The sequence below is a fragment of the Streptomyces sp. CRCS-T-1 genome, from assembly GCF_024442335.1.
In the GTDB taxonomy this organism is placed as follows: Bacteria; Actinomycetota; Actinomycetes; order Streptomycetales; family Streptomycetaceae; genus Streptomyces; species Streptomyces koelreuteriae.
Genome location: NZ_CP101651.1, coordinates 571,994 through 592,882 on the forward strand (window position 1 = coordinate 571,994; position 20,889 = coordinate 592,882).

The window sequence follows — 20,889 nt, forward strand, 5'->3', positions numbered from 1 at the left end:
GGACACGACGGCGCGCACCCCGAAGCCGTCGCACGCGGGCACCCTCCTCGACCGGAAAAGGTGATTCTCTGTGCCTGCTCGACGCGTCGCCGTCATCGGAACCGGCTACGTCGGACTGACAACCGGCGCCTGTCTGGCCTCTCTCGGGCACGTGGTGGTGTGCGCGGACGCCGACCCGCACAAGGTCGAGCGGCTGCGCGAGGCCCAGGTGGACATCCTGGAGCCCGGCCTGCCCGAGACCGTCCGGGACGCCCTGGACGCGGACCGGCTCGACTTCACGGGCGACACCGCCGCCGCCGTCGCCGAGGCGGAGGTGGTGTTCCTGTGCCTGCCCACGCCCATGGGTGCGGGCGGCGCGGCCGATCTCGCCGCCGTGGAGGCCGTGGCCGCGCAGATCCGCGACGTCCTGCCGCCCGGCTGTGTCGTCGTCAACAAGTCGACGGTGCCCGTCGGTACGTGCGAGCGGGTGGCCGCGCTGCTCGGCCGGGACGACGTGGCCGTGGTGAGCAACCCGGAGTTCCTGCGCGAGGGCCGCGCCGTCCAGGACTTCCTGCACCCCGACCGCATCGTCATCGGCTCCGCCGACCGGGACGCCGCACGGCAAGTGGCCGACCTGTACGCCGCACTGGACGCGCCGCTGGTGCTCACCGACGCCGCCAGCGCCGAACTGACCAAGTACGCGGCGAACTTCTTCCTCGCGATGAAGCTGTCCTTCGCCAACAACCTCGCCACCGTCTGCGAACGCTTCGGGGCGGACATCGCCGATGTCACCGAGGGCATAGGGCGGGACCCGCGCATCGGCTCCGCGTTCCTGCGGCCCGGGCCCGGCTGGGGCGGTTCCTGTCTGCCCAAGGACACCCACGCCCTGCTCACCGTGTGCGATCTGGCCGGGGTCGACTTTCCGCTGCTGCGCGCCACCATCGAGACCAACGTCGCCCACCAGCGGCAGCTCGTCGACCGGGTCGCCGCCGCGTGCGGGCGCGCCGAGGACGGTTCGCTGCACGGCGTACGGCTCGCCCTGTACGGCCTGACCTTCAAGGCCGGCACCTCCGACCTGCGCGACTCCCCCGCGCTCTCCGTCGCCCGGCTGCTGCGGGAGCGGGGTGCCGAACTCACGGCGTACGACCCGGCGTTGCGTGAGGAGCGGCCGGACCTGAGCGATCTGGTCGAGCTCGTCGACGACCCGGTGCGGGCGGCGGAGGGGGCGGCGGCCTGTCTCGTCCTCACCGAGTGGCCGGAGCTGCGCGACCTCGACTGGGCGGCGATCGCCGCGCGCATGGCCGGCCACGAGGTGCACGACTTCCGCAACCTGCTGGACCCGGACCGGCTCGCGCGGGCCGGACTGAGCTGGCAGGGCATCGGGCGCGCCGACGCGCCGACGCGGGTGGCATGACACCCGGGCGGGGCGGCCCGTACCCCCTCTGCCCTCTCCTCTGTGTCGCCGAAGAAGAATCCCGAAGAGAAAGGCTCACCCCATGCGGGTTCTGTGCACCACGCTCGGCAGTCCTTCCCACGGACGGGCTCAACTGCCGCTGCTGCGCGCCCTCTCCAAGGCCGGGCACCGGGTGCTGGTGGTCACCACCGAAGCCCTCGCCCCCGTCTTCCGTGACGACGATGTCCAAGTGGACGCCGCTCTGCCGGAGTTCGATCCGCTCGCCGCGATGGGCCCGTACCTCGCCGACCTCCAGGAGAACACCGGCCTCACGGATCCGACGGCCGCGCTGACCCGCCTGCTGATGCGGCACCTGGCGGGGCCGGGAGTCAAGCCGCACCTGGACATCCTGCTCCCCCTCGCCCGGGACTTCCGGCCGGATGTGATCCTGCGCGACGGCATGGACATGGGCGCGGTGCTGACCGCCGAGCTGCTGGGCGTACCGCAGTTGCCGACGCCTTCGGGGTTCAGCAACATCCTGGACCCCGCCGAGGTGCTGCCTCAGCTCAACGAGCGGCGCGAGGAACTGGGGCTGCCCGGGCGGGACGACCCGCTGTCCCTCGTTCCGCAGGGCCGCGTCGACTACGTGCCGTCCGGATTCTCCTTCGCCCGGCATCTGCACGAGGCGTGGGCCTACCGGCAGACGGTGGACGTCGAGCGGGGCGCCGTGCTGCCGGAGTGGCTCGCCCGGCTGCCCACGGACCGGCCGCTGGTGTACGCGGCGATCGGCACCGCCCTGCCGGTGATGCGGGAGCGCATGGCGGGCCGGGGCACGCCTCTGCCCGTGCAGTTGCCGGACCCCACCGAGAGCCTGGACGCGATCGTGGGGGCGGCGGCCGAGCTGGACGACTGCACGGTGGTCGTGTCGACGTCCGGGATTCCGGTGGACACCGAGGGGCTCCCCGGGCACGTCCATGTCGCCGACCGGGTGCCGCAGCCGCTGCTGCTGGAGTCGGTCGACCTGTTCGTCACCCACGGCGGCTTCAACAGCATCCGCGAGGCCATGCGCACCGGCACGCCGCTGGCGGTGCTGCCGCACTTCGGGGACCAGCCCGCCAACGCGGACCGGGTGGCGGAGCTGGGGCTCGGCCGTCACCTCACGGACCGCACCGCGTCCGGTATCGCCGACGCGTGCCGGGGGCTCCTCGCCGATCCCGGGCCCCGGGCGCGGGCCCGGACGGCCCAGCTCGCGATGCTGACGCTGCCCGAGGTCGACCAGGCGGTCGGTGACCTGGAGAAGATCGCCGGCTAGCCGTCCGGTCCCCCGGGTACGGGCCGCTCCGGATCTCCCGGGGCGGCCCCTGCCCGCGAGCGAGCCGTACCCGCCTGCCCCCACCCAAGGACGACACGTGACCTTCTCCGACACCCAAGAACAGGGCGCGTCCGGGGACATACCCCCGCGGCTCAGTCACCGCCAGATCACCACCGTCATGTCCGGGCTGGTCCTCGGCATGTTCCTGGGGGCGCTGGACCAGACGGTGGTCTCGTCCGCGCTGCGGACCATCGCCGACGACCTGCACGGACTGACGGCCCAGGCGTGGGTGACGACCGCGTATCTCATCACCGCCACCCTCGCGACACCGCTGTACGGCAAGCTCTCCGACATCCACGGCCGCAGGCCCGTCTACCTCGCCGCGATCGCCCTGTTCACCGTCGGCTCGCTGCTGTGCGGCTGTGCCACGTCGATCTATGAACTCGCGGCGTTCCGCGCCGTTCAGGGGCTCGGTGGCGGCGGGCTGATGTCGCTGGCGATGACGATCGTCGCCGACATCACCTCGCCTCGGGAGAGGGGCCGCTACCAGGGCTACTTCATGGCCGTGTTCGGCGGCGCCAGCATCGTCGGCCCGCTGGTGGGCGGTGCGTTCGCGGACCGGGCCGAACTGCTGGGCATCGCGGGCTGGCGCTGGATCTTCCTGATCAACGTGCCACTCGCCGCCGCGGCCGCGGTGACGATCACGCGGGTGCTGCGCTTCCCGCACCGGCGGGTGCGGCACCGGCTCGACTACGCCGGGGCGCTCGCCCTGGCCGTGGGCATCGTGCCGCTGCTGACGGTCGCGGAACAGGGCCGCACCTGGGGGTGGGGCTCGCCCCTGGCCCTGTCGATGTACGCGATCGGCGCGGCGGGCCTGGCCGTGTTCCTGGTCGTCGAGCGGCGGTCGGGCGACGCGGCGCTGCTGCCGCCGCGCCTGTTCCGCATCCGGACCTTCCGGCTGGGCGTCGGACTGCACTTCGTCGTCGGCATCGGCATGTTCGGCGCGATGACGACGCTGCCGCTCTACCTGCAACTCGTACGCGGCATGAGCCCCATCGCGGCGGGCCTGGCCACCCTGCCGACGGTCGCCGCGAACCTCGCGGTGACGCTGCTGACGGGCCGGATGATCGCCCGGACCGGCCGGTTCAAGGTCCATCTCGTCGCCGGTGTCGGCTCGTTCACCGCGGCGATGCTCGTCTTCGCCACGCTACGGGCGGACAGCCCGCTGTGGCACCCGGCACTCGGCATGGCCCTGATGGGCGCGGGGCTCGGCGCGTCGATGCAGACGCTCACCACGCTCGCGCAGAGCGAGGTGCCCCGTACGGACATGGGCGCGGCGACGGCGTCGGTCAACTTCTTCCGCTCCAACGGCGGCACGGTCGGCACCGCGGCGTTCCTGTCCATCCTGTTCACCACGGCGGCCGGCAGCATCGCCGACCGGCTGGCCGAGGCCCGCCACGACCCGGCGTACCGCCACCTCCTGGCTCAGCCGGACAACGCGCACGCCCTGACGGGAGTACTTCGCGCCGACGGCGGCGTCGACCTGGAGGACTCCGCGTTCCTGCGCGCCCTCGACCCGAGCGCGGCCCTGCCGTTCCTGGAGGGCTATGTCGCCTCGATGCGCCTCGTCTTCCTCACGGGCGCCGCGGTGTCTTTGGTCGCCTTCGTGATCGCGGCCTGGCGGGTCCCGGACCTCACGCTGTCCGACGAGTAGCCGCTCAGCGCCGGGCCAGCGCCAGCACGCTCAGACCGAACATCAGGACGCCCAGGGGGAGATGGACCGACGGGACGTGCGCGATACCGACCACGACCTGGACGGAGGCGAGTACGAGGAAACCCGTGGCGTGCCAGACGGGCCGGGGCGAGCCGCCGCCGGGCTTCCACGCCAGTACCGCCGCGAGCAGGTACAGCATCGACGCGCCGTACATCACCCGGGATCCGACGTCGTGCAGCATCGCTCCGTAGGACGAGGTCAGCAGCAGTCCGGCCGAGACCGCCTGAAGGAAGATGGTCAGGGTCTGGAGGGCGATCGCGATCCGCAGGAACGAGGAAGTGCGCTGCGCCGTCGCCGTCGCCGTCACCTGAGTGGCCATGTCACGGTCCCCTTTTCCCGCCGTCGGGCGGTAGATCGATAAGGTCACACCAGCCCGACGACGCGGGCCTGCGAAAGGTAAGGCGAGGGGGCCGAAACCATGGGCACGGTCGGGAGCAGAACGAATGAGATAACCGGCGAGCGACGCCAACTGATCAATGTCGCCTACCGGTTGCTCGGTTCGGTGACCGAGGCGGAGGACGCCGTACAGGATGCCTACGCACGCTGGTACGGGCTGCCGCGAAGCCGGCGGGAGGAGATCCGGTCCCCCGGCGCCTGGCTGTCGACGGTCACCAGCCGCATCTGCCTGGACCTGCTCGGCTCGGCACGGGCCCGCCGTGAACGCTATGTCGGCGCATGGCTGCCCGAGCCGCTGCCCGACCGCACCGAGTGGGACCACGCGGGCGGCGCCGACACCACCGGCCCCGCGGACCCCGCCGACCAGATCGTCCTGGACGAGTCGGTGTCCATGGCCTTCCTCGTCGTCCTGGAGTCGATGACGCCCGCCGAGCGGGTGGCGTTCGTCCTGCACGACGTCTTCCGCTACCCCTTCGCCGAGATCTCCGGCGTCCTCGGCCGCACCCCCGCGGCCTGCAAGCAACTCGCGGCCTCCGCCCGCCGCCGGGTGAGCGCCGCACACGCCCCGCCGCCGGCGACCGGCCGCGCCGACGTCGTACGACACGTCAAAGAGGCATGGGAGACCAAGGACATCGCGGCCCTCGTCGAACTCCTCGACCCGGCCGCCGTCATGACCGCCGACGGCGGCGGCATGACCGGCGCCGCCCTGCGCCCGGTCGAGGGCGGCGCCCGCATCGCCCAGTACATGATCGCCATCGCCGACAAGGCCCCCGGCCTCGAACTCCTTTTGCGATCGGTCAACGGCGCACCCGGCCTGGTGGCCCAGCGCGCCGGCGCCATCATGACCGTAGCCGCGTTCGACATCTCCGCCGGCCGCGTCACCCGAATCTGGGCAGTCCGCAACCCGGAGAAGCTACGGCCGTGGGGGCGGGAGGACTAGGGCCTTCCCACGCCGGCATCGGCGAGATCAATCGTGAGCGCATCGGAATTGGGGTGCGCTGTTCTCCGGGGCGATTGCATACTCACCGCATGGCCTCGCTCTCCGACCGGTTCCGGGATCCGCGCAGCACCGAGTACGACTTCCTCGGCTCGATCCTTGTGCGGTGCCCCGCTTGCGAGAAGGCCGCCCGTGTCGTTCCAGCGCCCGAGGCCTCCGTTTCCGGGGGCCGGATTCTGTTCAAGCCGCGGCGTCTGGTCTGTCGTTGCTGCGGGCTGACACGGGAGTGGAGCGGCCGACGCATCGATCTCTCTCGCGGGACAGCTCAGTCGGCGACGGATCCGTACTTCGGTGCGCCGCTGTGGCTCCAGGTCGAGACCCGGCACGGGTGGTTGTGGGCGTACAACCTCGAACACCTCGATCTGATCCGTCGTTTCGTCCGGGCACCTCTTCGGGAACGGGCACCCCGGAACCTCACCGGACCCAGGATGACGTTGTTGGCCCGCCTTCCGACATGGATCAAGCGAGCGAACAGCCGAGACGAGATTCTGCGGGCGATCAGTCGGATCCAGGCCTCACTGGTCGCTGCCTGATGCCGGTTCCCACGGAGGGTTCTGAAATCGCCGTGTCTCTACAGGAAATGGCCCTGCGACATGTCTCCACCCTGTCTGCAGGCGCGCCGCTCACCCCTGATCTGAGGGTGACGATGCACTTTCATCCCGACCGCGCGGCGGGAGGCCGGCCGATCCTGGCGAGGATGGCGGAGGACGGTGTCTACCGGTCGCAGTTCGTGACCGGCACGAGCAACGGCGGACTGACCGCCCGCCCTGGCGGGGACCGGTGGCATTGGGAGAGTCGTATCTTCGCAGGCACGTACGACGACGCCGCCGCAGACGAGCGCCCCGTGTACGGCGCGTTGAACTACCGGCGTGATCCCGTCGGTGGTGCGCCACGGTTCGGCTCCTCGTACTTCAGGCTCACCGCCGAGGCCCTGGGGCGCGCCACGTTCTGCTACCCCGACAGTTCCACCGGGCCTACGGACTTCGGTGTCGCCGCGCACTGCTCGCTCATCGAACTCGCCGAATCCGACGGCCTGGACGCCTTGGACAGCCATGTCGAGGCACAGATCCATGGACCCGTCAGGTTCGACCGTGACGTCGAGGCGCTGGTGCTGGATCCCAGCTATCGCGGCACCGCCGTCGAATCCGCAGCTCACCGGCTGCCGTGCCCGGTCGAATGGCACCCCGGTTTCCGGCTCGGCGTGGACGAGCTGCGCTGTCGGCCGGACTACCGCGGACAGAGATACGTCGACCTCGGAAGTGAGATCGCGGTCGACGGCCGGCTCGACCCCAAGACCATCGGAGACGCCGCCCGCACCGGCCGCTACGACCTCCAGGACCTCAAGAAGGTCTGGCACTGTCTGGCACGCTTCGGGCAGCGGCGCAGCACTCCATCTGCCCGAAGCTGAACCCCAGTTGCGTACTAGAGCGCGTCGGCCTTCGACAGCGGCCTCGGGCCGGTCGGGACATGCAGGTCCTCGTCCCGCAGCCGGCCCGTCGCCCACACACTGATCAGGCCGGTGAGCGCCAGATAGCCGCAGGCCCACCACGGACTGCCCGAGCCGAGTGCGAGCAGGGCGGTCATGATCAGCGGGGTGATGCCGGAGGCGAAGATGCCGGACACCTGGTAGACGAAGGACATGCCCGTGTACCGGACGGGGGTGGCGAAGAGCGCGGCGAACAGGGTGCCCTGGGCGCCGTAGAACCAGGCGTGCACGACCCCGAGCGTCACGATCAGCGCCGCCGCGAAGGCCCAGGTCCCGCCGGTGCCGAAGAGCCAGAACGCCGGGAAGACCGAGACGGAGAACGCGGCCATGCCGGTGACGTAGACCCGGCGGGCGCCGCGCCGGTCGACCGCCGCCCCGGACACCGGTATCAGCACGGCCATCACCAGCGCCGCCGCGGTGACCGCGAGCAGCACCGGCGTACGGTCCAGATTCAGCGTTCCGGTCGCGTAGGTGATGGCGAAGACGGCCCAGGTGTTGAAGGCGGCCCCCTCGCCCCACCGGGCGAGCATCCCGAGCAGGACGTGCCGACGGGCCTCGGGCACACGCATCAGCTCCACCAGCGGCGCTGAACGCGGCAGTTCCTGAAGACGGCGTACGGCACGGAAAGCCGGTGTCTCGTCTATCTTCAGCCGGACGGCCAGTCCGACCACGACCAGCACCAGGCTGACGAGGAAGGCGATCCGCCACCCATAGGCGAGGAACGCCTCGTCGCTGAGGGCGTCGCTCAGCAGCGCGAACACGCCGGTGCCCAGGGCCAGTCCGAGGGCCAGCCCGATCTGCGGGCAGCTGCCGAACCGGCCCTTGCGGCCGTCGGGGCCGTACTCCACGGCCAGCAGCACCGCCCCGGCCCACTCCCCGCCCAGGGCCACGCCCTGCGCGACCCGCAGGACCAGGAGCAGCGCGGGCGCGAGGATGCCGACCTGCTGATACGTGGGCAGCAGACCGATCAGGGCGGTGGAGACGCCCATCAGCCCCATGGTGAAGGCGAGGGTGTGTTTACGGCCGATCCGGTCTCCGATGTGCCCGAAGAGCAGACCGCCCACGGGACGGGCGACGAAGCCCACGGCGAACGTCGCGAAGGACAGCATCGTGCCGACGGTGCCGTTGGACGTGGGGAAGAACAGCTTGTCGAAGACGAGCCCGGCGGCCGTGCTGTAGAGGAAGAAGTCGTACCACTCAACGGTGGTGCCCAGCAGACTGGCGAGCACCACGGTCCTCAGCCGGGAGGGAGCGGGGGCTTCTTGTTCCGGCTTCTGGGCTTGTGGCGTCTGGGTTGCATGCGCGGACATGTGGCTCCGAGTGGGGGTGCGGAGACGGCGTGCGGGCATGCCGACGCGAAGACGTACGTACGACGTCCAGGGACGCGTCGGTGCACGCAAAGGGCGCGTGAAAAAGGGGATGGCCGCAGCCTCGACCGGTGCGCATGGTGCTGTGGGGGACGCGGACGCGCTGAGACTGACGACCCGGTGGCCCTACGCCGCCGGGGAACTCATGGGCTCTTGGTCGTCAGCCGCGACAGGTCGCGCTGGACTGGCGGCACAGATCTACGTGCAGTCGTCCCACGAGGATGTCGGCGGCAGCGGTCATGCCAGGCATTGTGCGTGAGTCACCCCGCCGAGCTCAAGTGCGCCGTCCCACCAGGCGGTCAAGCGAGGCCGCTGTCCGGTGCGATGATGAGGGAATTCCACAGTGAGGAGGAACCTCCATGGTTCCGCTGCCCGGCGTACGACGCTCCGAGGACTGTGGGGGGTGGGCGGTGGTCGTGCTCACCGGCGAGGTGGACCGGGCGCTGGCCCCGGCGCTGCGTGAGGCGGTGGACGCACTGATCGTCGAGGACCGGGCCCGGATCGTGCTGGATCTGGAGCAGGTGCCGTTCATGGATTCGTCCGGTCTGAGTGCGCTGGTGTACGGGGCGCGGCGAGCCGGGGCGCTCGGCGGGACGCTGCGTCTGGCGGCCCCGCGTGATCAGGTACGCCGGCTGCTGGAGCTGACGGGGCTGAGCACCGCCGTCGAGGTCTTTCCGGGCGTTCGGGCGGCATGCGAGGCCCCGTGCCCGTAGCGGTCTGTCGGCATGGCTTGCCGAGATGGGGGCGGGTGCGGGCAAAATGCGTCGAGTGAAGAGCGGGCGGGGAGAACGTGACATCACGGGCATCGGTGTGGACGAGACGCTGATGTCGGCGCTGTTCGCGGCCGTGGGAGCCGGTGTGTACGCCGTGGACGACCAGGGCAGGGTGTTCGCCTGCAACCCGTGGGCGGAGCAGTTGCTCGGCTACGAGCCGGGCACCCTGATCGGGGTCGACGCCCACCGCGCCCTGCACCCGCCGGGCGCGGGGGCCGCCGCCGTACCCACGCAGCGGCCGACTTCGAAGGATGGCGCGCCGGGCCGCAGGACCAGTGGCGACCGCGCCGTGTTCCTGCGCGCCGACGGCACGTCGCTTCAGGTGTGGTGGACCGCCGCTCCGCTGCCCGCGGCGCTCGGGCACGGCGAGGGCGCCGTGGTCGTGTTCCACGACGCGACGGCCGAGCGGGAGCGGGAGGGCCGCCGCGCCGAGCGGTACGCGCACAGCGAGACGATGCGTGAACAGGCCGAATACGATCTGGCGGAGGCCACTTGGCTCGGCGAGCTGACGCTCGCCATGACCAGCACCCTGGACACCGACGAAGCGCTGCACCGTCTCGTACGCCAACTGGTGCCCCGCCTCGCGGACACCGCCCTGATCGACCTGGCCGAGGGACATGGCTACCGCCGGGCGGCCCACGCCCATCACATCGCCGACATCCTGCCCGCCGCCTCGTCCGACCAGGGTGAGACGCTGCCGCGGCACCCCGCCCACCACGCGGCCGTCAGCCGCGTCATGCAGGGAGGCGGCCCTCAGCACCTGACGGACCTGGCCCCGGCCGCGCCGGAGGAGACCGACCTGATGGCGGTGGTGCAGGCCGAGGAGGCCTTCGTCATTCCGCTGCGGCTGCGCGCCACCACCTTCGGGGCGCTGACCCTCACCCGCGCACCGGCGGGCCCGCCCTTCAACGTCGCGGACCGTGCCCTGGCCGAAGAGGTGGCGCGCCGCATCAGCCTGGGCCTGGACAACACCCGGCTGCACGCCGCCCAGGCCGACATCGCGACGGCCCTGCAGCGCGCCCTGCTCACCGCCCTGCCCGATGTCCCGGGCATCGAACTGGCGGCCCACTACCAGCCGGCCCAGCACACGGCGGAGGTCGGCGGCGACTGGTACGACGCCTTCCTCCTCCACGACGGTGACCTCGCCCTCGTCATCGGAGACGTCACCGGACACGACATCCAGGCCGCCTCGCGTATGAGCGAACTGCGCAACATGCTCCGGGCGCTGGCCGTCGACCGCCCCGAGGAGACACCCGGTCAGATCCTGCGCCGCCTGGACACCGCCCAGGCCCGTCTGACCCTCGCCGACTCCGCCACCGCGATCCTCGCCCGGCTGCGCCGGACCACCAGCGGGGCCTGGCAGGCATCCTGGTCCGTGGCGGGCCATCCCCCTCCCCTGCTGATCACCGCCGACGGCGTCGGCTACCTCACGGGAGCGCGGGCCATGCTCCTGGGACTGCGCCCCACCGCCGAGCGCCCCACCACCCACACCGAACTGCCCGCCGACGCCACTCTCCTGCTCTACACCGACGCCCTGGTCGAATCGCGCGCCCAATCCCTCGACGAGGGCATGACCCGTCTGCGCCAGCACGTCACCACCCACCGCCATCTGCCGCTGCCCGAGCTGTGCGCGAAACTCGCCCGGGACCTCGGTGACCCCCGCGACGACATCACCCTCATCGCCGCGCGCACTCCCCCGCTCGCACCGCGACGACACGGCGCATGAGCTGCCGCTCAGGCCGAGGAAGCGGAAGCTCGATCAGGCAGGAACCTCAAAGACGAGTTCGAGGCCGTCCTCCTCGTCCCATTGCTCTCCGACCTCCACGAAGCCGAACCCGGAGATCGTGGCCAGGGAAGCGGTGTTGTCAGGACTGATCGTCGCCCGCACGATCCTGACGGAGGCTTCGCCGGAGGCCCGCCGCAGCAACGCGGTCAGTATCGCCCTGGCACAGCCCTGACGGCGGTGGAGGGGGACGACCGAGTAGCCGAGCTCCACCATGCCCGCCTCGTCCGGCGGCCCGTGGAATCCGGCGTACCCCACGACGGCACCCTCCGGCTCGGCCACCACGATCTGTGTGAGCCACCCCGCGCAACCCGGGTCCGAGGCGAGCTGGTTGAGCCGGTATCGCCACACCCACTTCGCCCTGTCGGTGACGAAGTACTCGGTGAGAGGAACACCGGCTTCGGCACCGGCCTGAGCCAGATCGTCCTTCAGCAGGGCGGCCATGGCCGTGCTCGACAGCTCGACGAATCTCACGGATCTCGTGCTCGTGGGGGCTGTGGTCAGGCGCTCGGCTTTGTCTGTCACAGCGCGCATGGTCATGGAGTCCCAGGGACGTGTCCACCTGTTTTCGCGTCAGCCGGGCGGACGGAGCGCTGTGACGAGTCGCTCGGTGTGCACCATGTCACGCATGACAAAACCACCTAAGTTGCCCAAATCACAGCGCAAATATCCCTTTAGGGTCCATTCTCGGAACGGCTGCCGAAGCCCGAAGTGGAGCGCGCCCTCATCGACTTGGACGGACCCGTCCAAGTGATCCATGCCACAGCGATCGTGATGCTCCCCCTCGCCCTCCATCCCCTCTCCTCCCTCTCCCCCCTCCTCTCCCCGGAGAAAGGTGCCGACCATGGCCGCTTACCTGTGCCCGCCTGCCGTGATTCACGGCAGGCACACCGTGAAGACCAGCGAGATCGTTTCGGAAGTACGCGACCGGCACCCGCACGCCGCGTGGGCGCCGCGGGTCGAGAGCATCGCGGCCAGCACGGGCATCGAGAACCGCGGCTGGATGCTGCCGCTGGAGAGCGCCGTCGCACCCGGCGGCGGCAGCGCCCTGCCGGCCGCCGGGGTCGGGCCCGCCCGGGAGGCCCTGACCGGCGACGGGTTCAGTGAACAGGACGTGGACCGTGTGATCACCGCCCTGGAGGCGATACCCGCGCCGCAGACCGTCCAGGAGCGCACGGCGCCGGCCTGGGCGGCCGTGCAGTCCTCGGGGGAGCAGGCGGCACGCGGGGCCCTGCAGATCGCCGGGCTGGACACCTCGGACGTCGACTGCCTGATCACCAGCCACTCCACCACCCCGGCGCTGCCGGGCCTGGACGTCGCCCTGGCCAACAAGATCCCGCTCCGGGGCGACGTGATGCTGCTCCCCGCCACGCAGTGGGCCTGTGTCGCCGGGACCCGTTCCCTGGCCCTGGCCGCGGATCTCGTGGCCGCGGACCCCGACCGGGTGGTGCTGGTCGTGATCTCGGAGGCACTGAGCACGACCTACCAGCCCGCGGACGACACTCTGGAGTCCTTGATCGTCCGGTTGCTGTTCGCGGACACCGCGGTCGCCACCGTGGTCACGGGCCGCCCGAGGCCCGAGTCGATGCTGCGGCTGGACGCCGCCTGGCACCACACCCTGCCCGGCACCCAGGATCTGCACCGCCTGGAGACACGGGAGGACGGCACCCACTTCGTGATGGACCGCCGCGGGCCGCGCGCCGTGCAGGAGACGGTCACCGCGATGTGGGAGTGGCTGCGCGTCCGGTACGAGGACGACCCCGGCTCCTGGCACCCCGACGTCCTGCTCGCGCACCCCGGCGGGACACGCGTGCTGGAGTACATGGAGCAGACGATGCCCGACGGGTGGCCGTCGGGGCTGCTGGAGTACAGCCGGGACAGCTACACCAGCGGCAACCGCGGAGGTGCCGCCGTGTTCGACATCATGCGCAGGGCGCACGACGCCGGGCAGGCACCAGGCAGTCGCGCCGTCCTGTACGCGGCGGCCCCGGGCCTCACGGCGACCGCCCTGGAAGGCGAGTGGCTGTAGCGCGCGCTCGCGTCGCCCGCGGCCTCGTCACCTCACGACTGGCCCGGCTGACCCGGCTGACCCGGCTGACCCGGCTGGCCCGGCTGACCCGGCTGGCCCGGCTGGCCCAGCCGACCCGGCTGGCCCAGCCGACCCGGCTGATCCGGCTGATCCGGCTGACGCGATCGATGCCCAGACCACCTTGCCGGTGTCCGTCCACCGCACCCCCCACCGGGTGGTGAGTCCGTGCACGACGTGCAAGCCACGGCCGCCGTCGTCGGAGAGCCCACCCCGGCCCAGCCGCGGCCTGCCGTTGCCGGTGTCGCCCACCTCGCACAGCAGCCCATGACCGGCCCTGATCAGCCGTACGGTGACGGGTCCCTCGGCGAAGCGGACCGCGTTGGCGACCAGCTCGCTGACCACCAGCAGCACACTGTCCCGGGTGTCGTCCCTGGTGCGCCACTGCCTCAGCAGCGCGGAGACCAGCCTGCGGGCCCGGGCGGCCGCGTCGCCGCGGGCGGGCAGACGCCAGGTCGCGGTGTCCTCGTTGCGGTAGCCGATCATGCGCGCGAGGAGCAGGGTCACGTCGTCGCGGCGGCGCACGGGCGCCAGCTCGGAGACCACGCGCCGAGCGGCCGGCGGCAGGGCGTCCCAGGGGTGCACCGTGGACACGACCTCCGCCAGCCTGCCGATGCCCTCGTCGATCGAGAGGGCGGGATCCTCCACCAGTCCGTCGGTGTAGAGGGCGAGCAGCGAGCCCGGTGGTACGGCGAACACGTGCACGTCGAACGGCTCCCGCAGCGCGAACTCGGCGCCCAGCCCGGGGTGCGGGCGTACCGCGACGGAACCGGCGGGCCCGTCCGGGGGCACCAGGACCGGAGGGAGGTGTCCGGCGCTGGACAGCGCCACCTGATGGCTGACCGGGTCGTAGACGGCGATGCAGCAGGTCGACCCGAGGGCGCTGTACCCGGCCACCAGCCCGGACTCCGTGTCGTCCAGCAGCGTCACGGTCTCGTCCAGGTGCTCCAGCACCTCGTTGGGCGCCAGCCCCGCGGACAGCAGCGCGCGGGCCTCCATGCTGAGCTGCCCCATGGTCGCCGCGGCTCCCAGGCCGTGCCCGACGACGTCACCGACCACCAGCGCGGTACGGCCGTCCGGCAGCGGAAAGCTGTTCACCCAGTCACCGCCGACGCCCGCGCTGTCGGGGGTGGCGGGCTGGTAGACACTGGCGGTCTCGATGGTGTCGCCGGCGGACCGCGGCAGCAGCCGGCGCTGCAGCGCCAGCACCTGTGTGTGCTCGCGCTGGTGCTGACGGGCCAGGTCCACGTGGTGCGAGGTCCTGGCCACCAGTTCCTGGAGGTCGAGCAGCTCACTGTCGTGGAAGGGGCGGTCCGCCCGCCGCCAGACCTCCGCCACGCCCAGCACCACGGGCGGCGCGCCGTTCAGGACCAGCGGAATGTACGCCACACCCGCCGCACGGTCACCGGGCACCAGGGCACGCACCAGCCGCTGACTGCCGAGCACCCGCTCGATCTCCGCCCGGTCGGGGATGACGATGGCCTGCGCGGCGTCGTCACGCCGGATCGCCTGGGACAGCAGACGACTCGCGTCGCCGGGAAGATCGTCGCCCGGCGTCACATAGCCGTCGGGCCAGGCCCGGTCCGGCACCAGGGCCGCCCGCCGCAGCCGGATGCGCCGCTGCGGCTGCTCGGTGACCACCTCGCCCGTCCACACGGCGAGGTCGAGGTCGATGGCGGCCACGTCTCCCCAGGCCAGCAGGGACTCCGCCAGCGACTGCGCGGTTTCGCCGATGTCCAGCGAGGTGCCGATCGCGGTCTCGGCGGCGTACAGGTGCAGCCTCCTGGCCATGGCGATCAGGGAGACGGTCAGGCCCTCCTGTGGCGGCGCGGCGGGCAGGATGCTCATCGAGACCACCAGCTCCGACCCGTCACCGCGCCGCAGGCGCTGGACCCGGGCGACATGCGGCTCACCGGTCTCCAGGACCTGCCGCAACCGCCGCGTGACCGTCGGTACGTCCCAGGGAGGCAGAAGATCGACGAAGGAGCTCCCGGTCAGGGCCTCCACCCCCGCGAAGACGGGGGCGCCCAGATTGGAGCGGGTGATCCTCAGATCCCGGTCCAGATTGACCGCGCCGAGGATCTGCTCCTGACGGCCGGGGTTCGGATTGGCCGGTACGTGCTGGCAGGCGGCACTGTCGCCCGGCGGGTCGGCAGAACCGGTGGCCGCTGCCGCCCCGCCGCGTGGGATGTACTGCCCCAGAGCGCCGCTGACCATGTCGAACGGCGACGCGGACGAGGGGGAGGGGGTGGAGTCCATGCGGCTCTCTCAGCTCGCTCGCCAACCCCGGCACAGCGCCGGGGCCGTACCAGAACCCGGGCGACAGGGCCCCGAGATTCCTGACCGCACACCTCATTCAATAACACCCGGGGCCGCTTCGCCTGCGCCGGGGGATCGCGCGGTGGGCGCGGACAGTGAGAGGGGGACACGTTCGGTGACGAAGCGATCGCGCCGCCGTGGCACGGCACGATCACGCGACGGGTGAATCGTCAGGGCGAGAGGGACGGGCGTCCTCATTCCCGAAGGCAGCTCGTCGGTGTGATCGGAATCGCCGTAACGCTCACGAAGACAAATGAGCAGCCGCGCACCCGGCTCGACGATCAAGCGCATGCCTGCCGCCCTGGCACCTCTGCACCACCGCCCGTTCCGTCATCTCTTCATCGGTACGACGGCCAACCTGCTCGGCAACGGGTGGCGCATCCTCTTCCTGCTGTACGGCGCGGTACTGGCCGACCGGCTGCCACGCGGCCCGCTGCTGGTCGGCAGCAGCCTGGCCGGCGCCGCGAGCCAGGCGGTGATCGCCACCCTGGTCCTCACCGACAGCGCCGCCATCCCCCTGCTCATGGCGCTGACCGTGATCAACGGGGCGTCGAGTTCCTGCTACCAGCCCGCCGCCCAGGCCCTGCTGCCCCAGACCGTGCCGGCCGAGTCCCGCCGCACCGCCCTCGCGCTCTCCAGGATCGCGGGCAGCAGCGCGACGATCGTCGGCGCCTCACTGGGCGGCGTACTGGTCGCCGCGGTCGGCCCCGGCTGGCGCCTGGCCGTCGACGCCCTCAGTTTCGCGCTCGCGGCGGTGTGCTTCGCGCTGGTCCGCGTCCGGGTCACGCCGCCCTCGCCCAGCCCCGGTGTGGTGCATGAACTGCGCGTCGGCTGGCAGGAATTCACTTCCCGCAGCTGGGTGTGGGTGATCGTGGTGGCCTTCTGCTTCCTCAACGCCGGCATCACCGCCTCGTTCACCGTCCTCGGCCCGGCCGTCGCCGACAGCACCGGGATCGGCCGCACCGGCTGGGGCGTGGCCGTCGCCGCGGGCTCACTCGGCGCGGTCGCCGACGGCGTCCTGTCACCGCCTGGCCCGCGCCTACGCCTACAGCGACCTCGGCTCCTACCTCGCACTCCCCCTCGCCCAGTTCGCCGCCGGACCCGCCGTACTCCTCCTCGACCTCCAAGCCACCCTCTACGCGGCCGCCGCGCTCATCCTCCTCGCCACCCTCGCCACGCCCTCCATCCGCGCGCTGGTAAGCACACAGGTGAAATGACCTGGCAAGCTGCTTCGGTGCTCGAATATCGCCTCTGGCTTGCCGCAGTCCCGGAACCTCTGCCTGAAGCCGAAGCCCGTATCTACTGGAGGGTGAAGGATCTCCCCACCCCGACCCTCGACGAAGCGTTGAAGCAAGCGGACTACGCCTACGTCGGCTCCTGGCAGGACAAGCATCTGGCGGAAATACCCCAATCTGGCCGCTGCCCTGCTGTCCGCATCTTCGACTGGCTGTTCTATCGAGGGACCATCGACTGCTACCAAGCACCGATTCTGGATGCCCGGCTACGGGATGAACTGATTGAGCTCCACCAGCCCCGGCCGAATGACCTACCTGCGGAGTCCACCAATACGGACGAACTCGCCACCTTCCTCACGGCCCACCTCGGCTGGCACCTGCTGCCTGAGGAGCCGCCACCCCCAACCACGACACCGCCCCAGGCGACTTCGGGCAGCCGGGCCGACGACCAGGACGGCTGAGCAAACATCCCCACCATCAAGCCTTCCGCGAAAGCCACGCCGTTTTGCCTGATGATGATGAGGAGGTGGCTGTCCGACCACGAACCCTGGCCTGGGTGAGCCGGCACCTCGAGGTCGGCGAACGGGTCGTCAAAGCCGAGGCGCTGCACGGCGGCATTACGGCCGAAATGCTCAGGCTGACCGTCGGCGTGCAGAACGGAGACACGCGTGACCTGGTCCTGCGGAGCTTCGTCGACTCGCGCCACGTGAGGCACGCCGCGGACTGGCTGAGCCGGGAGGCCGACGCCCTGACCCTACTCACGGGGACCGAGGTGCCGGCTCCTGAACTACTCGCCGTTGATTCAACGGCGGCACACTGCGAGTTTCCCTCGCTCCTGATGACACATCTGGCCGGCCGGACGATCCTCGACGATGAGGGACTGGAGACGCGCGTACCTCTACTGGCCCGTCAACTCGTGACGATCCACGCGGTACGTCCCACCCAGCCGCTCCGGGAGTATGTGGCGTTGACGACCGCCGACACCGTCGTGGTTCCGAAGTGCGCCGAGGCGGCAGTATGGGCCGCGGCGATCGACGTGATCCGCAAGCCCGCGCCGCCCTACCAAGGTCGCTTCCTGCACCGGGACTTCCAGCCCGGCAACCTGCTGTTCGACGAGTCGCCCCCACAGCCCACCGGTGCCCGGATTACCGGTGTCGTCGACTGGGCGACGGCCTCCTGGGGCCCGGCGGATCTCGATGTCGCGCACTGCTCGACCAATCTCGCGCTGCTGCACGGCCCGACGTGGGGCCTGCGGTTCGCCGAGGTGTACGAGGAGGCCGGCGGAGCGTTGGCCGCGGCTGCGGGCGCACGGCTGTATTGGCAGGTGCGGGACGCGCTGGCGTGCTCAGAAGAAGTGCAGCAGGTGGCGCGGCCATGGCGGGAGGCAGGCAGGGCAGAGCTGACGACGCGTGTCGTGGAGGAACGACTGAACGCCTATGTCAGCGCCTTGATGAACGCAGGGGGCTGAGCCGAAGCGGCCCGGCCCCAGGCCCAGCAGCGAGCACCGACCCCAGCTGCCATGTCTACCCGCGGAGCCGATCGCATTCTCTCAGACCGTGTTTGAGATCTCGATCTAGTCATGCGCCGCTGGTCAGCTCGGGATCAAGAACCGGTTGCGCCGTGATGCAAGATGAGGAGCGTGGTTACGAAGGAGCGTGCCGTGGAGCTGGTCAAGGCCCTGCTGTCGAGACAGCGGCAGGAGTCACCATGGATGGCACGACTACCCGAGCTCGCTGTCTACGAGATAAAGGAGCACGCTCTCGGGTGGCTGGTCGTCTGGCAATCGGTGGAGTACATCCGCAGCGGCGACATTGGGAAGATGCTGGTGGGCCACGGGCCCTACCTAGTCGACCGGCAGGACGGGAGCATCCACCACATCCCTGCCACCACATACGTCGCCGATGTCTGGCAAGATCTCCACCTCCAGCAGATCAGGGGCGTCCGGCCGCCCGATCCGCTGGTCGCGGCCGTTGAAGCGCTCGTCCACTCCGAGGGGACCATGGCCGCGATGCGCCACCTGCGGAAGCGGGCCCCACTGTTGGGGCTGCAGCAGGCGAAGGCCTAGGTCATGGCCGTCCGGGACGGAGACGATCCTTCGGAGGAGCTGGTCAACCTCACCCGGACGCCGGAGAGGGTCCCTCCGCTGCCCATCAGTACCCTGGCCGGCCCGGTTCAGTAGCGGTCCGGAAAAGCGACGGGCTCCTGGCCGTGCGGTCAGCCCTCGCCTTGAGAGTCGGCGGACCATGATGCCGATCATCGCCCAGCGGATCATCGTTTCTGATCGGGCAGGGCTGGACTCGTAGTCCGGGCCAGACGCCAGTGGGCGATGAGCCATGCGAAGGTCCGCTCGACGCCCAACGTTTGGGTTGGACCCGGAAACCTCGCCGGCCGGGTTCCTTTCGGCGATCTCGAGCTCTCGCCCCAGAGTCTGAGCGGTCCACTCCACTAGTCGGCCAGCGAAGCCCTGGTCCGCCCAGGCCTTACAGATTCCGGGATGGTCGAGCCGGGTCCACAGCAGCGGACGCGGGCGCCGTCGCGGTCCTGGACATTCGCTGCACGACGTGAACGGCCATGAGCAGGCCGAGGGTGTCGGTGACGATGAACCTCCTCAGAGGCGCTCGACATACGGAGCCCGCCATGCCGGAGAAGGATCCGCTCCAAGCTCCGTCCAGTATTCGCGGCCGCTGACGACCATGCCGTTGCGGACAGTCCAGAAGGACGCCACCCGGTGGATACCCAACGCGTCGTGAGGAACCTCAACCTCAGAAACGACTTCGTCCCCGAACGCCAGGACGCGGAGAACCTTGATCGACCAGCCCTCCGGATACTCCGCGTTGATGCGTACGTAGTTCTCCCGGCCGCAGATGCGTTCACCACTGACCGGCCATTCCACAACTACATCGTCCGCCAGCAGCTCGCCGACGCCTTCCCAATCCCGGGCATGCATACGGGCCCAGAGCATCTGAATGGTCTTCGAGGGTTCCATGACCATATCCTGCACGGCACCACACAGAATGGCGCCGTCTAAGAGCTCGTAACAGGATCTTGTTGAAGCGTGCTGGTGGGGCGTAACCGGTGTGACGATTCGGCCGTTCGTGGGGTGTGGGTACTCGACCGTGGATCGTGGACGATGAGTTGTGGGCGCTGATCGAGCCGTTACTGCCGCCGTAGCCGGTGCGGGCCCCGGGGCCGCGACCGGTGGCGGATCGGCTCTGCCTTCAGGGCATCCTGTTCGTCCTCTGCAACGGCATAGCCTGGCAACTGCTGCCCTTGGAGCTGGGGTTCGGCTCGGGGCAGACCCGCTGGCGCCGCCTGGACCGGTGGCAGAAGGCAGGAGTCTTCGACCGGCTGGTTCGGGTCCTGCTCGCGGAGCTGAACGCGGCTGGCGAACTCGACTGGTCACGGGCCTGCGTGGACGGCTCTCACATCCGCGCGAAAAAGGGGGCGCCGACACGGGTCCGTCGCCGGTCGACCGGCGGAAAACGGGCAGCAAACACCACCTGATCTGCGATGGACGCGGCACCCCGTTGAAGGTCATCACGACTGCGGCCAACGTCAACGACGTCACCCAGACCCTCGCCCTGGTCGACGGCATCCCGCCCGTCGCGGGCCGCCCCGGCCGACCCCGCCGCAGGCCCGAGGCTCTGCTCGGTGACAAGGGCTACGACTCCAACGCCCACCGCGACGAGTTGCGTTGCCGGCGGATGCTGCCCGTCATCTCCCGCAAGGGATCGCCGAACATCCAGGGCATGGGCAAGCTCCGCTACGTCGTCGAGCAGACTTTCGCCCTGCTTCACCACTTCAAACGCCTTGCCGTGCGATGGGAACGCCGCACCGAACTTCACGACGCCTTCGTCTCCCTCGCCTGCAGCCTCATCTGCTGGCGACGGCTTCGGAAGCTCAAGAACTGCTGACCGGTGTCAGGGCAGGCCAGGACACCAGCAGGCTGCTTCACACGTTGGTACTCTCCGCATCTACGGCGAGGAGGG

At 70.5% G+C, this 20,889-nt stretch carries 18 protein-coding genes and 1 pseudogene; 13 read left to right on the top strand and 6 right to left on the bottom strand.

All coding sequences use genetic code 11. The features are described from left to right. The first annotated feature begins 70 nt into the window (after nucleotides 1-70). From NNW99_RS02580 to NNW99_RS02590, 3 genes are all read left to right on the top strand, one after another. Complete coding sequence (locus NNW99_RS02580; RefSeq protein ID WP_215116956.1) at nucleotides 71-1,393, top strand: UDP-glucose/GDP-mannose dehydrogenase family protein; 1,323 nt, start codon at nucleotides 71-73, stop codon at nucleotides 1,391-1,393. A gap of 82 nt (nucleotides 1,394-1,475) precedes the next feature. Next, nucleotides 1,476-2,684, top strand: coding sequence for a glycosyltransferase (locus NNW99_RS02585; RefSeq protein ID WP_215116957.1), 1,209 nt, complete (start codon nucleotides 1,476-1,478; stop codon nucleotides 2,682-2,684). Nucleotides 2,685-2,781: 97 nt separating this feature from the next. Beyond that, the gene (locus tag NNW99_RS02590) at nucleotides 2,782-4,398 is read left to right on the top strand and encodes an MDR family MFS transporter (protein ID WP_215116958.1); all 1,617 of its coding nucleotides are present in this window, start codon (nucleotides 2,782-2,784) and stop codon (nucleotides 4,396-4,398) included. Nucleotides 4,399-4,402: 4 nt separating this feature from the next. On the opposite strand, the gene NNW99_RS02595 is transcribed toward NNW99_RS02590, so the two are convergent. Continuing rightward, nucleotides 4,403-4,777 (bottom strand): hypothetical protein, encoded by a 375-nt coding sequence (locus tag NNW99_RS02595; protein ID WP_215116959.1) that lies wholly within the window; start codon nucleotides 4,775-4,777, stop codon nucleotides 4,403-4,405. Between the two features lie 99 nt (nucleotides 4,778-4,876). Here NNW99_RS02595 and sigJ point away from each other — a divergent pair, with 99 nt between their 5' ends. The 3 genes from sigJ to NNW99_RS02610 all read left to right on the top strand — a co-directional run bounded on the left by sigJ (nucleotide 4,877) and on the right by NNW99_RS02610 (nucleotide 7,259). Further along, on the top strand, nucleotides 4,877-5,794 hold the full coding sequence (sigJ, locus tag NNW99_RS02600; RefSeq protein WP_215116960.1) for an RNA polymerase sigma factor SigJ: 918 nt from the start codon (nucleotides 4,877-4,879) through the stop codon (nucleotides 5,792-5,794). 89 nt (nucleotides 5,795-5,883) lie between these two features. Then, on the top strand, nucleotides 5,884-6,384 hold the full coding sequence (locus NNW99_RS02605; protein WP_215116961.1) for a hypothetical protein: 501 nt from the start codon (nucleotides 5,884-5,886) through the stop codon (nucleotides 6,382-6,384). Nucleotides 6,385-6,497: 113 nt separating this feature from the next. Then, nucleotides 6,498-7,259 (top strand): DUF3626 domain-containing protein, encoded by a 762-nt coding sequence (locus NNW99_RS02610; protein ID WP_215116962.1) that lies wholly within the window; start codon nucleotides 6,498-6,500, stop codon nucleotides 7,257-7,259. Between the two features lie 14 nt (nucleotides 7,260-7,273). Here NNW99_RS02610 and NNW99_RS02615 read toward each other — a convergent pair whose 3' ends face one another. Together NNW99_RS02615 and NNW99_RS39050 are read right to left on the bottom strand one after the other, a co-directional pair. Further along, nucleotides 7,274-8,647: an MFS transporter gene (locus NNW99_RS02615; RefSeq protein WP_255961270.1), complete on the bottom strand. Its 1,374-nt coding sequence runs from the start codon at nucleotides 8,645-8,647 to the stop codon at nucleotides 7,274-7,276. 217 nt (nucleotides 8,648-8,864) lie between these two features. Next, nucleotides 8,865-8,954 carry a putative leader peptide gene (locus tag NNW99_RS39050; protein ID WP_106434236.1) on the bottom strand — a complete coding sequence of 30 codons (90 nt, stop codon included), beginning with the start codon at nucleotides 8,952-8,954 and terminating at the stop codon, nucleotides 8,865-8,867. Nucleotides 8,955-9,063: 109 nt separating this feature from the next. Between NNW99_RS39050 and NNW99_RS02620 the strand changes: the two genes are divergently transcribed. Further along, entirely contained in the window at nucleotides 9,064-9,417 is a 354-nt protein-coding gene (locus NNW99_RS02620) for an STAS domain-containing protein (protein ID WP_215116964.1), read from the top strand. Between the two features lie 55 nt (nucleotides 9,418-9,472). Next, nucleotides 9,473-11,203 (top strand): SpoIIE family protein phosphatase, encoded by a 1,731-nt coding sequence (locus tag NNW99_RS02625; protein WP_215116965.1) that lies wholly within the window; start codon nucleotides 9,473-9,475, stop codon nucleotides 11,201-11,203. Nucleotides 11,204-11,236: 33 nt separating this feature from the next. Here the strand turns inward: NNW99_RS02625 and NNW99_RS02630 are convergent, their stop codons facing one another. After that, complete coding sequence (locus NNW99_RS02630; protein WP_251057683.1) at nucleotides 11,237-11,734, bottom strand: GNAT family N-acetyltransferase; 498 nt, start codon at nucleotides 11,732-11,734, stop codon at nucleotides 11,237-11,239. Between the two features lie 370 nt (nucleotides 11,735-12,104). Here NNW99_RS02630 and NNW99_RS02635 point away from each other — a divergent pair, with 370 nt between their 5' ends. Next, nucleotides 12,105-13,289 carry a type III polyketide synthase gene (locus tag NNW99_RS02635; protein WP_215116966.1) on the top strand — a complete coding sequence of 395 codons (1,185 nt, stop codon included), beginning with the start codon at nucleotides 12,105-12,107 and terminating at the stop codon, nucleotides 13,287-13,289. 27 nt (nucleotides 13,290-13,316) lie between these two features. On the opposite strand, the gene NNW99_RS02640 is transcribed toward NNW99_RS02635, so the two are convergent. Further along, nucleotides 13,317-15,605 (bottom strand): SpoIIE family protein phosphatase, encoded by a 2,289-nt coding sequence (locus NNW99_RS02640; RefSeq protein WP_215116967.1) that lies wholly within the window; start codon nucleotides 15,603-15,605, stop codon nucleotides 13,317-13,319. A gap of 313 nt (nucleotides 15,606-15,918) precedes the next feature. On the opposite strand from NNW99_RS02640, the gene NNW99_RS02645 reads away from it, so the two are divergent. The 3 genes from NNW99_RS02645 (at nucleotide 15,919) to NNW99_RS02655 (ending at nucleotide 18,965) form a co-directional block, all read left to right on the top strand. Further along, nucleotides 15,919-17,361 carry an MFS transporter gene (locus tag NNW99_RS02645; protein WP_215116968.1) on the top strand — a complete coding sequence of 481 codons (1,443 nt, stop codon included), beginning with the start codon at nucleotides 15,919-15,921 and terminating at the stop codon, nucleotides 17,359-17,361. Between the two features lie 95 nt (nucleotides 17,362-17,456). After that, complete coding sequence (locus NNW99_RS02650; protein WP_215116969.1) at nucleotides 17,457-18,368, top strand: phosphotransferase family protein; 912 nt, start codon at nucleotides 17,457-17,459, stop codon at nucleotides 18,366-18,368. A 192-nt stretch (nucleotides 18,369-18,560) separates the two neighbouring features. After that, nucleotides 18,561-18,965, top strand: coding sequence for a YrhB domain-containing protein (locus NNW99_RS02655; RefSeq protein ID WP_251057684.1), 405 nt, complete (start codon nucleotides 18,561-18,563; stop codon nucleotides 18,963-18,965). A 543-nt stretch (nucleotides 18,966-19,508) separates the two neighbouring features. Here the strand turns inward: NNW99_RS02655 and NNW99_RS02660 are convergent. Continuing rightward, entirely contained in the window at nucleotides 19,509-19,886 is a 378-nt protein-coding gene (locus NNW99_RS02660) for a nuclear transport factor 2 family protein (RefSeq protein ID WP_215116970.1), read from the bottom strand. 116 nt (nucleotides 19,887-20,002) lie between these two features. Here NNW99_RS02660 and NNW99_RS02665 point away from each other — a divergent pair. Beyond that, nucleotides 20,003-20,814: pseudogene (locus NNW99_RS02665) on the top strand (IS5 family transposase). Nucleotides 20,815-20,889 lie beyond the last annotated feature (75 nt).